Genomic DNA, 13,128 nt, shown 5'->3' on the forward strand with positions numbered 1-13,128 from the left:
CCTCAGCGTACGAGGCGACCCAGGCAGTGCACCTGCCAATCCGCGGACTGCCACCGCGCCACGTCCAAACAGTTGCGCCCGTCGACGATCACCTTCGCCCGCACGAGGCCGTCGAGGTCGGCCGGCTCAAGGTCGACGAACTCTCGCCACTCGGTCAGCACCAGCACCGCGTCGGCCTTCTCGCAGGCCTCGCCGATCGAGGTGGCGTAGTTCAGCGTCGGGAACACCCGCCGGGAATTCTCCAGCGCCTTGGGGTCATACACCTGCACGGTCGCGCCGTTGAGCTGCAGCAGCCCAGCCACGTTGAGCGCCGGGGAATCGCGCACGTCGTCGGACTCCGGTTTGAACGCCGCGCCAAGCACCGCGATGTTGGCGCCCAGCAGCGATCCGCCGCAGGCCCGGGTGGCCAGCTCCACCATCCGGGTGCGGCGCCGCATGTTGATGCTGTCCACCTCGCGCAGGAAGGTCAGCGCGTGGCTGGCACCGAGCTCGCCGGCGCGGGCCATGAAGGCCCGAATGTCCTTGGGCAGGCAGCCACCACCAAATCCCAGGCCGGCGTTAAGAAATCGCCGGCCGATGCGCGGGTCATGGCCCAGCGCATCGGCCAGCACAGTCACGTCTGCGTCCGCGGCCTCGCATACCTCCGAGATCGCGTTGATGAAGGAAATCTTGGTCGCCAGAAAGGCGTTCGCCGAGACCTTGACCAGCTCGGCGGTCTGCAGGTCGGTGACCAGGAAGGGCACGTCCTCGGCGAGCATCGGCGCGTACAGTTCACGCAGCACCGCCTCGGCCCGCACCGAATCCTGCTGCACGCCAACCACAATGCGATCCGGGTGCAGGGTGTCCCCGACGGCGAAACCCTCCCGCAGGAACTCCGGGTTCCACGCGACCTCGACGTCGATCTCGGCCAGATTCCTGACCCGGCGCGCCAATTCGGTGGCGGTGCCGACCGGAACCGTGGATTTACCGACGATCACCGCGGGCCGGCTCAGTCGGGGCAGCAGCTCGTCGATCACCGCGTGCACGTGGCGCAGGTCGGCGCCGAGCTCGCCCTTCTTCTGCGGGGTTCCGACGCCGAGGAAATGCACGTCGGCGAAGTCGGCGGCCAGCTGGTAGTCAGTGCTGAACCGCAGCCGTCCGGCCGCCAGGTTCTCCCGCAGCATCCGGGCCAATCCGGGCTCGTAGAAAGGGATTTCGCCGGCGGCCAGCTTGGCCACCTTGCCCGGGTCGATGTCGACACCGATCACCTCGTGGCCGAGCTCGGCCATCCCGGCGGCGTGAGTGGCGCCCAGGTAACCCGTTCCGAATACCGCGCATCGCATACCGACATGTCTAGGCCGTCGATGTGAAACGACGGCGGCGTCACCGCGAGCGGAAGGCGAACGCCAGGTGACCAGTCAGCTCAGCGGTTGCCGAACGGCCAGGGCAAAAACGGCAGCCTCGGGCTGTGGTCGCGCTTGCTGCGCCCGTTGGAGCCGCGGTCGAAGTCGTAGTCACCGCGGCGCGGGTACTGCTGCTGGGGGTACTGCTGCTGGGGGTACTGCTGCTGGGGGTACTGCGGATATTGCTGCTGCGGGTACTGCGGGTACTGCTGCCGCGGGCGCTCGTCGTCCCCCGGGTTGAAGGTGCCCAGTTGCGGGCTCTGCCCGGGGAAGAACCCGATCGGCGGGGACGACTGCACCGGAACCGCCGCGGGCACCGGCGCCTCGGGGACGACCGCCGGGACCGGGGCCGGGGCGATCGGCGCCTCGGGGACCACCACCGGGACCACCACCGGCGGCTCGGGAACCACCACCGGCACCGGGGCGGGAGCCGGCGCCGCGGGTGCGGGAGCCTCGACCCGGACCGGGGCCGGCGGCTTGGCCTGCACGGGCTGGACGACCGGCGCGGGCGCCGCCGGGACGGGGGCGGGCGCAGCGGGGGCGGGCGCGGCGGGCGGCTTGACCTCGGGTGCGGCGGGCCGGGGTGCCGGAACCGCGGCGGCCGGCTCGGCCGCCTGCATCTGCTGCGCCGGCACGACGACGGCGTCGTTCTGCTCGGGCCGCTGCTGCGCGGTCGGACGGATGGTGACCGCCAGCGAGATCGCCAGCGCGGCGATGCCGACCACGAACACCGTCGTCAACGCGCTGCCCACCAGCAGGAACGGCTTGCGCTCGGCGCCCTCGGGCTGGTCGGCGTCGGTGAGTTCGGCCTCCGCGGCCGCCAGTTCCGCGGCGAAGGCGTCGTCGTCGACGTCGTCGTCGACCGCGCTGTAGGCCAGCTGCGACGATCCACCGTATTCCGCCCCGGCCACCTGGGTGACCGCCGCCGCGAGGCTCGCGGCAAAGGGGGAACCGGCCGTCGCGCCCTCCTCCGCCGCCAGCGCATAGGCCAGCCCGGCGGTGGTCGCCTCGAACAGCGGGGCCTGGGTTCCGGCCAGCGCCGCGCCGCGGGCCAGCGCCAGGTCCGCCTCGCCCGGCGCGATCACCGGCAGTGCGGTCGCGGACTCCAGCTGCAGCTTGATCGCCGCGACATTGACCCCGGAACCGACCACGAACACCCCGTCGGGCGGGGCGGGCAGATCTTCGAGGCCGGCCAGCATCGCGCCGAGCTCGGCGACCGCGTCCTCGCTGTGCAGTTCCCGGCGCTGGACCTTGACGATGGAGCCGTCGGAATTGTCGACCACCGACAGCGTCGCGATGTCGCGCTCCAGGAACATCAGCCCGGTGCGCTGGTATTCCATCGCGCCGCCGGCCGCGGTGGCCAGCGCGCCCGCGGCGTGCAGCTCCGAGACCAGCAGGACGTCGTCGATGTTGTTGGCCTTGACCGCGTCGCGCAGCGCCGCTGCGCTGACGTGATCGCTCCAGGTCACGCCGGTGGAGACCAGCCGGTGACCGCTTTCCAGCGCGCTTTCCCGGGTGCCGAGGATGGCCGCGATCACCTGCGCGGGGGCATCTTGCCCCTCGGCGATGGTGAACACGTCATGGTCGACCGTGACGCCGTCCGCGTTCTCGCCCTCGACGAGTACCATCCGGACGGACGTGGGGGTCATCGACACACCAAGAACGATGTCCACTGCCCCTCCAAGTCTCGTTGCGTACGGTTGCGTTCTGTTCTGGGCTTCTGGCTTGGTTCTTTGCCTATGGCTGTTGCGCCGAGTCCACGGCGGCTGGTGGTTTATCGCCAATTCCGTCGGCGGCGTTACCCGCGGCGGTGCGCTCCGCGGCCGGACTCGACACGGACCACCCTACGCCCGTGACGCGCGTCGGTGATCGGTCAGTCCTTGCGGAAGTTCAGGTAGGACCGCGACGGGGTGGGGCCGCGCTGGCCCTGGTACTTGGACCCGGCCTTGTCGCTGCCGTAGGGGTGCTCGGCGGGGCTGGTCAGCCGCAGCAGGCAGAGCTGCCCGATCTTCATGCCCGGCCACAGCGTGATCGGCAGGTTCGCCACGTTCGACAGTTCCAGGGTGATGTGCCCGGAGAAGCCCGGATCGATGAACCCGGCGGTCGAATGGGTCAGCAGGCCCAGCCGGCCGAGGGACGATTTGCCCTCCAACCGGCCGGCCAAGTCGTCGGGCAGGCTGCAGCGTTCGAGCGTCGCACCCAGCACGAACTCGCCCGGATGCAGCACGAACGGCTCGCCCTCCTTGGGTTCGACCAAGGAGGTCAGGTCGTCCTGGCGCTCTGCGGGGTCGATGTGGGTGTAGCGGGTGTTGTTGAAGACCCGGAACAGGTTGTCCAACCGGACGTCGACACTCGAGGGCTGCAGCAGGGAATCGTCAAACGGATCGATCGAGAGTCGGCCGGAGGTCAATTCTGCGCGGATATCGCGGTCAGAGAGCAGCACCACAGGAGCGTATCGGCTCCCCGAGATGGGGTGCCCGGCAGATGCGTGCACAGATGTCCGCCAGGAGCGCCGCGAGATGGATTATCCACATGGCACCCCTGATTTCACCCCATTTGTGCAGACCATCCCCAGGCACCCCCGTGCTGAACAGCGCACCGGGGAGGTTTCGCCGACACTGACGCCATGGACGACCCCGGCGTGCACCCCTATCGGGAGTGGATCCGGCTCGGGGTGAGCCGGGGTGATCTCGCTCGGGGCCTCAAGGACGGCCGCTACCGGCGGCTCAGGCGCGGGTGGTACGGGCGCGAGGGCGCCGATGCGGACATCGTCACCGCGGTCACCAAGGGCGGCGCGCTCAGTTGCGTCTCGGCCTTGCGCCGCCGCGGCGTCTGGGTGCCGCCGCAATTCGGCAAGGTCCACATCCGGGGCGACAAACACGCCGGCGACGCCCACCCGAAACGGTTCTGCCGACAGGTCGGCGGTCCGCAGCCGGTGCTCGCGGCGGTCGACGAACCGTTGCTGGCGCTGCGGCACGCGCTGCACTGCCTGGACCACGAGGGCATCACGGTGGTCTGCGATTCGCTGCTCAACACCGCGCGCCGGGCCCTGGCGGACGAACCGGTGCTCGCTATCCTCACCCGGACCGAGGTGGAATCGGCCTTCGAGGATGCTCCCGCTGCCGTCCGGGACTGCCTAGACCGCTGCGATGACCGCGCAGCGTCCGGAACCGAGACGATGGTCCGGCTGCGACTGCGGAGCAAAGGAGTGCAGGTTCAGGTTCAGGCTCCGATCGAGGGACTCGGCCATGTCGACCTATTGGTCGGCGAGCGGCTGATCATCGAGGTCGACAGCGTCAAACACCACACCGGGGTGCAGCAGTATCGCGAGGACCGCAGGCGCGACCAGGTGGCGGCCACGCTGGGACTGCTGCGCATGCGGTTGACCTACGAGAACGTCGTCGATGAGTGGGACGACACCCTGAACACCATCCTGTCGGTGGTCCGCCAGGGCCTGCACCGGGCACCGAGGCATCGCGAGAAGCCCGTTTGATAGCCTGTCTCCCGCACCACGCCGATGTAGTTCAATGGCAGAACATCAGCTTCCCAAGCTGAATACGCGGGTTCGATTCCCGTCATCGGCTCAACGATCACCTGGGCATATCGGCCCGACTGCGACACCGGCCAGGTGTCCTCACCCCGGCTCAGCACCGGACGATTTGCCGCCCGATGCGAACGCAAGTTTGGCAAGCAGCGGGCGCGAGCGCCGGACTCGCCGATTGACCCCAATCGAATTCGGAGCGATCATGACCACACCGGCCAGGCCGGCCGCGTGATCGAACCGGGGCCCGATTGTGCAGCAAACCCGGTGAGGGCCGCAAAAATCCGGCCGCGAACCGCAGCCGGCAGTGCACAAAGGGGGCAAAGCTATGCGACTCGTCGATTCATCAGACCCTGGGGCCGTCGCCAGGTACGACATCGAAGTGCACTACACCCAACGGCTCGTGCTGACCGCTGGAGTCTGCCAAGAACTCAGACGCAGCAGCGACCACCTGGGAGCCATGCGGCCCCAGAACGCGCTTTCCCTGCTTGCGCAATGGATGCGGGCCTCTTACGAACTGCCGAAGAACCGCGACGTCGACTACATGCACGACCTCACCAATCCACTTCTGCGAGAAACGGTTCCGCAGCTTGAGGACGAATTGGTAGCTGGTTCTGAGGTGTGTGCGGCTCTGGCCTTCTCGTACACGGCCGACCATTCTTGGGAACTGGAGAAAGATCAGAGGAAGGTTCGCGGCCTCCTCCGAGGCTATCTCACCGAGTTCGACCCCCACCCCGGCGCCGTGCGCTGACGAAAAGCAGGATGCCCGCTCACTGCGGGTTCCCGGTCGCTGGCGCCGGGCGCGGTCGCTGGCGCCGGGCGCGGTCGTGACGTCGGGCGCGGTCTTCACCGGGCACGGCGATCCGACCGCACTCGAAGACACCATCAGCGTCTGACCCGGCTACTGGAAGTAGACCTCGGAGCCGGTCGGGTAGCCGCCACCCTTGGTGGTGACGTGCACATGGTCGTAATGGCCGTAACCGCCGGGCTGCGCGCCGCCCGGGGTGTAGTAGGTGTCGCGCCAAATGCAGTCCTGCAGCGCGAAGCGATCGGCATTTCGCATGGCGAACGCCACGATCTCGTTACCGAGCGCGATGCCCTCCGCCGAATTCGGGTCGCCGATCATCACATCCAGCGCCAGGCCGTTGGGATGCCAGCGCAGCGAATCGGGCCGCACCCCGCCGATGGAGAGAATCTCTGGGAAGGCGGCGCTGATCGCGCGGGCGGCCAGGATCGTCTTGACCTGCAGGCCGGACTCGGCGGCGACGCCGACGGGCAGTGCCTGCACCACGGGCTCGGCCTCCACCGCGCGCCACTGCGCCGTGTCGACCGGCGCGATTCCCGCCGCCACCAGGGTGGCGGGGCTCGCAGCACGTTCGATGACGGGCGCGGTGTCCTGGGCAACCGGGCTGACTCCGCCGCCGGCGGTCATGGCGGCGGCGACCGGCACGGCCATCACGGCGAGCGCAATCGGCGACCATCGGCGACGCTGCCGGGCTAATTCATGCCTACCCACCCAAGCACGATAACTGTTCGGTAACGGCTAGCCAAAGGAATGGCCACAATTGAGACACAGCGAACATGCCCGAATTGAAATTCGCCCCCGGGCAGTGCGTCCGGACAATGGCGCATTGCGGTCGCGATCCGCAATGCGGGCGGTGTCAGTTCTTCGCCGCCTGGGCGGGTCTACCCGGGCTTGGCAGTTCTATCCGGCCCGGGCTGGGTCTATGCCGCCTGGCCGGGTCTATGCCGCCTTGGCGTTCTATGCAGCCGGCGGGTCTATGCCGCCTTGGCGGGCCGGACCTTGCGCTTCTCGCCGCAGCGCCAGCAGTTGTAGCCGGTGTCCGCCTCGGGGATGTCGCTCTCGGCGCCGCAGCGCGGGCAGACGAACCGCCGACGGCCGTCGGCAACCTTGCGCGGCTCCGGTTCGGGGGCGACGTCGGGGCGAGCGACCAGCGCGAACCCGGGCCCGACGGGCCCCAGGAAGAACAGCGTCACCAGGAAGAACACCAGCGGATTGCGGCCACGCTGGTGCGCGATCACCGCGGTCACCGCGGCGGCGATCACCCAGATCAGCATCACGCTCAACACCGACGCGAGTCCAAAGCTGCCGTTCATGTTCTCCTCCCACCGCCGGTCGACGCCGCGACCGTGCACCGCGTGATCGCCACCATTGTGTACGACTGGGGCGCCGGGCCATCGACCGGCCGACGGGCATCGCTCAGTTGGAGCCGAAGATGCTCCCGCCGCCGAGGCTGGGGAGTTCGAGGATTGGGCTGCGCGACGACGGCTCCTGCACCGGTGCTTGCACGGGCGCGCGCTGAACCGGCGCCTGAACGGGCGCCTGCACCGGAGCTTGAACGGGCGCTTGCACCGGCGCCTGAACAGGCGCTTGCACCGGAGCCTGCAGCACGGGCTCCTGGACCGGGGCCTGGACGGGCGCTTGAACGGGAGCCTCGATGGGCGCCTGCTGCACCGGTGCCTGTTGCACCGGTGACTGAACGGGCGCCTGCTGCACCGGCGCCTGGATGGGCACCTGTGGCGCGGGCCGTTCGACCGATACCGGCGCCTCCGGCGCGGATCCGCCCGGCGTCCCGTCGTCCTGGCCGGCCTCGGGCGCCGACGGACTGCCCGCGCCGGTCTCGGGCTTTTTCGGCGTAGCACCCGGGCTCGGCTGGAGCGGCGGTTCCGCCGGCTTCTGCGGCTTCGGGGATTCCCCGGGCACCTTCAAGGTGCCCGACGGGATGACCTCGTCGCTCTGGTCGGCGGGGTTCGACGGGGTGTCGGCGCCGGTCTCGGGCTCCTTCGGCGTGCCGACGGTGCCGTCCCCGGGGGTCGATTCCCCCGGCGTCTTGTCGCCGGATCCGCCGGGCGAATCGGATCCGCCGGGCTGATCGGATCCGCCGGGCTGATCGGACCCCGGCTCGGTGCCCGGCTTGGTGCCATCGCCCGTGTCGGTGCCGTTGCCCGTGTCGGTGCCATTGCCCGGCTGGGTGCCATCACCGGTCCCGGTCCCGGTCCCGGTGCCGTTCCCGCCCTCGGTCCCGCCCTCAGTCCCGGTCCCGCCCTCGGTCCCGGTCCCGTCCTCGGACGGTTTCGTGCTTTCCGGCTTGGTCTTGTCGAAGAAGTCCTTCCACGGGTTGCTGCCGGGAGTCGCCGGGTTGACCTGCACGACGTCGCGCAGCACCGCACCGAGCAGCAGCGGGTTCAGCATCGACTGCCCCAGGCCCGGGTTGAAGCCGGGGGTGAACCCCGGTGTGACGCCCGGGATCGGAGCGGTGGGGCCGATCACCGGCGCGACCGGCGACGGGATCGGGGCGGCATTGCCGACCGACACCGCTCCGTCGGGGAAGACCCGCACGGTCTGCGCACCGGTGTCGCGCAGCGCCGAGTTGGCCCGGCCCACCGCCAGCGGCTCAAAGGTGCGCACCGGCGTCGTCGCACCGGGGGGCGGCAACTGCTCGACCATCGTCCAGGCATCACCGTCGCGCTGCACGCCCTGGCCGGGCGCGGCGGGAAAGTACTTGCCCGGCACCGCGTCCTGCTGCAGCCGCAGCGCCTGCTGGGACGCGGCCGGGCGGACCGCGACGGCGACGCTGACCGCCAGCGACGCCACCCCGACGATGAGCACCGCCGCCACCGAGGAGCCCACCAGCAGCGGCAGCCGGGATCGGTCGTCCTCCTCGTCCTCGGCGGGGGTGCCGCCGTAGACGGCCGACGACGGGTCGTAGTAGTCCTCGGCGTACTCCTCGGGCTCGGGGTACTCCTCCGGCCCGGACTCCTCCTGGGAGTAGGCCAGCTGGTTGCGCTCGGTGTCGAGTTTCGCGTCGGATCCGGCGGGCACGGCGGAGGTCGCGTCGCCGTCGAGCGCGGGGGCACGACCGGTCGGCGCCCAGTCCGGCGCGTCGGCGACCGGTGCGAGGCCGGTGGCCGCGGCAGCTTCGGCCGCGGTGATCGGGGCCAACCCCGTCGCGTCCGGGTCGACGGCAGACACCGCCCCGGTCTCGGACGTCGCGGCCGGCGCCCAGCCGGTCGCCTCCGGGTCCACGACGGGTGCCAAGCCGGTGGCCGCGGTGGCTTCGGCAATCGCCTGCGAGCCGATCGCGCCGGTCAGCGCCGCGCCGAGCGCCAGGTCAGCTCCGCCGACTGCGCCGGCCTCCCCGGGGGCCACCGCCGCGACGTTGGACAGTCCGGCGGTGTCGAGGTCCTCGACCAGCCGGCCGGCCAGGTCGGCGTCCGCGCTGCACAGCCGGGTGGCCACCAGCCGGTGGCCGGCCGCAGCGAGCTCGCGGTGGGTGGCGATGACCCGGGCAACCAGCACCGACTCCGGGGCTCCGGCCCCCTCGACATCGGCCCGGTCGATCACCGCGTGGCGGTCGGACGCGTCGAGCAGCGCGATCTGCCCTCGGCCGCCGTCCACCGAAACCCCCAGCATGACTTCCATGCAGCACGTCCCTCGAATTGAACCGCGTTGCGCGATAACAATTTTGTCTCAGCCTCGCCCACGCGGCAAGGAATAAACCTGTCGTCTTGCCTGGATCTTCGCAACCCGCGCGCCGCTCGTTACCCACCCCGGCCACTACTGTGGGCCGGGCAACGTCAGGCGGAAGGCACCGGATCCATCATGGCCCCACCCTCGGAACCCGCGCCGCAGCGGTGTTCGCGCTGCGGCGCCGGATTCGCCGAGGAAGACCCGTACTGCCCGTCGTGTGGGGCCGATGCGGCAACCACCCTGCTGCCCGCGCCGACGACGGGTGTCCGGTACGCCGGCCGGTCGGTGCGCTGCGCCGCCTACCTGATGGACGTCGCGGTGATGATCGTTCCGGCGTTCCCGCTGTCGATCGCCGGGATCCTGCTCGGGGTGTCCGCCGTCATCACCGTGGTGGTGCCGCTGGCCTTCCTGGCGGTCTGGCTGTGGCTGCAGATCTGCCTGGCGCTGACCGGCCAATCCCTGGGCAAATCGATGCTCGGGCTGCGCCTGGTCAACCTGGACCATCGGCCGCCCGGGTTCGGACCGACGGTGCTGCGCAGCCTGGTGTTCGTCGCGACGCTCGGCCTGGCGGCCCTGCCGCTGCCCGGGCTGCACGACCGGGTGAGCGGGCTGCGCGTCATCGACGTGGCCGCCGGGGCGAATCCGCTCGGTCCGCCGACCCGGGCCAAACTGCGGCGGGCCCACCCGTGAACGGGCCGGATCCGATCATCAACCCGCGGACCCCGGGGATCCTGGCGTTGTCCGCGCTGACCTTGACGGTGCTGGTGCTGACCGCCCTGGTCACCGTGGTGCTGGCCGACGATCCCGACCGGCCGCCGGCCGCCCCGGCCACCCCCGAGGTGCTGCTGGTCGGGCCGAACGCCGTCGTGCAACCGTTCACCAATTCGATTCTGACCGCGCCGGTTGTCGTCGCCGAGCCGACCGCGCGCAGCGCCGACACCGCGATGTGGCGACTGCCGGTGTCGCCGACCCGCGGCGTGCGTACGGTGTCCGGTCGGGCGCCGGAACTGTACGGCGGCACCGCCACCGGCCACCCGTGCGACGTCGTCGCGCTGGCCAACTACCTGGACGCGCACGCCGACCTCGCGCAGCGGTGGGCCTCGGTGCAGGGGCTGAGCACCGAGCAGATCCCGTACTACCTGAACACCCTGACGCCGGTGGTGCTGCTCAACGACACCTGGGTGACGCTGCACAACACCGATGGGGCCGAGCACGCGGTGCTGGCCGCGGACACCGCGGTGCTGATCGACCGGGTCGGGGTGCCGCGCACGCACTGCGCCTCCGGTGCCCCGCTGAGCCCGCCGGCCGACGCCGACCTCGGCCGGTTCGAGTTGCGGGGCACGCCGTGGCCGTATTTCTCCCGGACCACGGTGCTGGCGCTCAACTATGCCGCCGGCGACCGGCCCGGCCTGGCCGACGAGTTCGTTCTGCTCGACATCGCCGACGCGGATCGGCTGACCCGGGTGACCGGAGGGATCATCGAACTCGGCGGTGCGACGGTGCCGCTGCCCGATCCCGCCGCGGCCAATGTTCCCGCGACCGGTCTCCCGGTGCCGGGCTGATCGTTACGCCGGGTTCCGGGCCGGCGGCGGTGTTAGGTTCGACCCCGGACTCACTCCGACGTCGAGAGGGACCCGCCATGCCCGACTCCGGCACCCAATCCCCGCTCCATCCGCCCGCCCCAGGCCCGTCCGCGCAAAGCCTGCAGGCTTCAATGCCCCTGCCCCGCGCCGACGCCGTGCGCGACGGCATCGGCGCGGCGCTGGTGCTGATCGCGCTGGTGCTGCCGTGGAACATTCAGTTCGGGCTCGGCGTCCCCGGCAACTACGGCTGGCTGTTCGCGCTGCTGTTCCTCGGCTCGCTGGGCCCGTGGGCCGCGGTGGCACTGACCCGACGGCGGCTGGCCGACCCGGCGGCGGCACCGGAAAGCGTGACCAGGATGCGGCTGCTGCTGAACCTGCCCTACCTGGCGCTGGTCGCCGCGACGGTGGTGTTCGCGGTGATCGGCGCGATCGTGCTCGGCGGTACCGGCGACCCCGCCCCCGGCGTCGGCCCGGGCGCCTGGTTCGGCCTGGCCGGGGCACTGCTGTGCGCGCAGCCGGTGTTCGGCATCGGCACCAGTTCCGGGCACCGGGCCCGCGGCTGCCGGCTGGTCACCAACGTCTTCGTCGGCCTGGCGGTGCTGGCCGCGCTGTTCAACGTGTTCTGGCGGGTGCGGTTCGTGGTGCCCGGCATCTTCGACGGCGACGCCGTCGGGCAGAACCTGACCGTGGTGGCGGCGGCGGTGCTGTACGCCGCCGCGGCGCTGACGCCGATCCTGCTGGTCGCGCGCTGGCTGCGCACCGACGCCGAGCCCGACCGGCTGGCCACGCTGCTGCTGGGCGGCGCGACCCTGATCGCCGGCGCGCTGGTGTGGCTGCTGCCGGCCGGCCGGCAGATCGACGGCTTCCACGGCATCGCGCAGAACACCGGGACCGCCGGCGTCGGCTACGAGGGCTACCTGGCCTGGGTCGCGGTCGCCGCGATCGCCGGACCGCTGGCGATGCTGCGGGCCGGCAGCTGGCGGGCGCCGGATGCGGCGGCCTGGCGGGGCGCGGTGCGCCGGTCGCTGCAACTGATCGCGGCCTGGGCCGCGGTGTCGGCGGTGCTGCGGATCACCGACCTGGTGTTGGCCGGGGTGCTGGAGGTGCCGGAGCTGCCGTATGTGAAGACCGCACTGATGGCCGTCGACGTGCTGACCGCGGTGCTGGCCGGCTGGCTGGTGCTCAACGGGTTCGCCCGGCTGCCGAAGATGGCGGCTCGGGTGCTGCTGTTCGGCCTGGTCGCGCTGACGGTGTGCCGGGTCGCCCTCGGGGTGCGGCTGTCGCCGCGGGTCGACGCGCTGGTGACGCCGGAACGCACGGCGGTGTTCGGCAACGACCAGTTCCAGCAGATCACCTCGACGTTCGACGTGGTGCTGTGCGTGCTGGCGGCGGCCGTGGCGGTGACGGCTCTGACGGTGCTCGACCGCCGGCCGCCGGCGCTGCCTGTCGATCCCGCCGTCGCGGCCGACCGGACCGAGGGGACTCACGGGGTCCAGGCCGAACTGAGCCAGGCCGACGAGGTCCAGGCCGACGCCGCACGGCCCGCCGGCGCGGCCCCGAAGATCGCCGCGGCACCGCCGGCGACGCCGAGGATCGCCGCCGCACCCGCCGATACCGGCGCCACCCCGGAAGACGCCGCCCCGGAGGACCCCGCATAGACAATCCGGAGCAGCGCTACGGTTTAACTTGCACCGCTACGGTTTCTCTGTCATAGTTACCTCATGCCCGCTATGAAACCGTAGCGGAAGGAGATGAGGAGACCACCATGAGCGGCACCGCCACCCTCGCCAAGAACACCGTCACCACCAGCGTCGACACCGGCAATCCGGAGTTCCGCGTCGAGCTGGTCCGGCGCGTCGGGGTCGGCCTCACCGCCCTGACCGTGCGCTACGACTTCACCGGCAGCTACCGGCAGTGCCGCGACGAGATCGACCGGGCGCAGCAGCAGAACCGTCGCATCGGCCGCTGGGATCTGGGCGCGCTGCTGCCCGGCAACCGGGCGGCGCTGGCCGCCAACGACACCGCCCGCGCCGATCTGGCCCGCCGGGCCGCCCGCGCCTTCGGTCACCCGTGCGCCTGGGTTCCCGCGAGCGACGCCGCCACGACCGCCGCCTGAGCCGACTCAGCCTG

12 protein-coding genes and 1 tRNA gene are annotated in these 13,128 nt (G+C 71.1%); 7 read left to right on the top strand and 6 right to left on the bottom strand.

The window, feature by feature from the left end; translation table 11 throughout:
* Positions 1-2: 2 nt before the first annotated feature.
* The 3 genes from G6N10_RS11880 to dcd form a co-directional block, all read right to left on the bottom strand.
* Positions 3-1,322, bottom strand: coding sequence for a UDP-glucose dehydrogenase family protein (locus G6N10_RS11880; protein ID WP_085095885.1), 1,320 nt, complete (start codon positions 1,320-1,322; stop codon positions 3-5).
* 80 nt (positions 1,323-1,402) lie between these two features.
* Positions 1,403-3,055 (bottom strand): DUF7159 family protein, encoded by a 1,653-nt coding sequence (locus G6N10_RS20125; protein WP_456152504.1) that lies wholly within the window; start codon positions 3,053-3,055, stop codon positions 1,403-1,405.
* A gap of 200 nt (positions 3,056-3,255) precedes the next feature.
* Positions 3,256-3,825, bottom strand: coding sequence for a dCTP deaminase (gene dcd, locus G6N10_RS11890; protein ID WP_085094584.1), 570 nt, complete (start codon positions 3,823-3,825; stop codon positions 3,256-3,258).
* A gap of 183 nt (positions 3,826-4,008) precedes the next feature.
* Here dcd and G6N10_RS11895 point away from each other — a divergent pair, with 183 nt between their 5' ends.
* From G6N10_RS11895 to G6N10_RS11905, 3 genes are all read left to right on the top strand, one after another.
* Complete coding sequence (locus tag G6N10_RS11895; RefSeq protein ID WP_085094533.1) at positions 4,009-4,875, top strand: endonuclease domain-containing protein; 867 nt, start codon at positions 4,009-4,011, stop codon at positions 4,873-4,875.
* A 20-nt stretch (positions 4,876-4,895) separates the two neighbouring features.
* Positions 4,896-4,966 (top strand) — tRNA-Gly (locus tag G6N10_RS11900).
* A gap of 285 nt (positions 4,967-5,251) precedes the next feature.
* Positions 5,252-5,674 carry a hypothetical protein gene (locus G6N10_RS11905; protein ID WP_133055105.1) on the top strand — a complete coding sequence of 141 codons (423 nt, stop codon included), beginning with the start codon at positions 5,252-5,254 and terminating at the stop codon, positions 5,672-5,674.
* Between the two features lie 150 nt (positions 5,675-5,824).
* Here G6N10_RS11905 and G6N10_RS11910 read toward each other — a convergent pair whose 3' ends face one another.
* The 3 genes from G6N10_RS11910 to G6N10_RS11920 form a co-directional block, all read right to left on the bottom strand.
* A complete protein-coding gene (locus tag G6N10_RS11910; RefSeq protein ID WP_109750453.1) occupies positions 5,825-6,439 on the bottom strand; it encodes a VldE C-terminal domain-containing protein in 615 nt (204 codons plus the stop codon).
* A gap of 263 nt (positions 6,440-6,702) precedes the next feature.
* Positions 6,703-7,041, bottom strand: coding sequence for an Rpo12/RPC10 RNA polymerase subunit family protein (locus G6N10_RS11915; protein WP_133055106.1), 339 nt, complete (start codon positions 7,039-7,041; stop codon positions 6,703-6,705).
* Between the two features lie 103 nt (positions 7,042-7,144).
* On the bottom strand, positions 7,145-9,367 hold the full coding sequence (locus G6N10_RS11920) for a hypothetical protein (RefSeq protein WP_085094542.1): 2,223 nt from the start codon (positions 9,365-9,367) through the stop codon (positions 7,145-7,147).
* A 180-nt stretch (positions 9,368-9,547) separates the two neighbouring features.
* Here G6N10_RS11920 and G6N10_RS11925 point away from each other — a divergent pair, with 180 nt between their 5' ends.
* From G6N10_RS11925 to G6N10_RS11940, 4 genes are all read left to right on the top strand, one after another.
* The gene (locus G6N10_RS11925) at positions 9,548-10,105 is read left to right on the top strand and encodes an RDD family protein (protein ID WP_085094579.1); all 558 of its coding nucleotides are present in this window, start codon (positions 9,548-9,550) and stop codon (positions 10,103-10,105) included.
* Positions 10,102-10,977, top strand: coding sequence for a DUF6777 domain-containing protein (locus tag G6N10_RS11930; protein ID WP_085094546.1), 876 nt, complete (start codon positions 10,102-10,104; stop codon positions 10,975-10,977). Before G6N10_RS11925 ends, G6N10_RS11930 begins: the two co-directional genes overlap by 4 nt.
* A 152-nt stretch (positions 10,978-11,129) precedes the next feature.
* Entirely contained in the window at positions 11,130-12,656 is a 1,527-nt protein-coding gene (locus tag G6N10_RS11935) for a DUF7937 domain-containing protein (RefSeq protein ID WP_085094548.1), read from the top strand.
* A gap of 107 nt (positions 12,657-12,763) precedes the next feature.
* A complete protein-coding gene (locus G6N10_RS11940; protein WP_085094550.1) occupies positions 12,764-13,114 on the top strand; it encodes a hypothetical protein in 351 nt (116 codons plus the stop codon).
* The last annotated feature ends 14 nt before the right edge of the window (positions 13,115-13,128 follow it).

The sequence above is a fragment of the Mycolicibacterium fallax genome (assembly GCF_010726955.1).
GTDB classification, from domain to species: Bacteria; Actinomycetota; Actinomycetes; order Mycobacteriales; family Mycobacteriaceae; genus Mycobacterium; species Mycobacterium fallax.

Bases quoted from the DNA above. Each gene is read 5' to 3' on its own strand.
- G6N10_RS11880 (WP_085095885.1), bottom strand. From the start codon at position 1,322: ATGCGATGCGCGGTATTCGGAACGGGTTACCTGGGCGCCACTCACGCC.
- G6N10_RS11895 (WP_085094533.1), top strand. From the start codon at position 4,009: ATGGACGACCCCGGCGTGCACCCCTATCGGGAGTGGATCCGGCTCGGG.
- G6N10_RS11905 (WP_133055105.1), top strand. From the start codon at position 5,252: ATGCGACTCGTCGATTCATCAGACCCTGGGGCCGTCGCCAGGTACGAC.
- G6N10_RS11915 (WP_133055106.1), bottom strand. From the start codon at position 7,041: ATGAACGGCAGCTTTGGACTCGCGTCGGTGTTGAGCGTGATGCTGATC.
- G6N10_RS11920 (WP_085094542.1), bottom strand. From the start codon at position 9,367: ATGGAAGTCATGCTGGGGGTTTCGGTGGACGGCGGCCGAGGGCAGATC.
- G6N10_RS11925 (WP_085094579.1), top strand. From the start codon at position 9,548: ATGGCCCCACCCTCGGAACCCGCGCCGCAGCGGTGTTCGCGCTGCGGC.
- G6N10_RS11935 (WP_085094548.1), top strand. From the start codon at position 11,130: ATGCCCCTGCCCCGCGCCGACGCCGTGCGCGACGGCATCGGCGCGGCG.
- G6N10_RS11940 (WP_085094550.1), top strand. From the start codon at position 12,764: ATGAGCGGCACCGCCACCCTCGCCAAGAACACCGTCACCACCAGCGTC.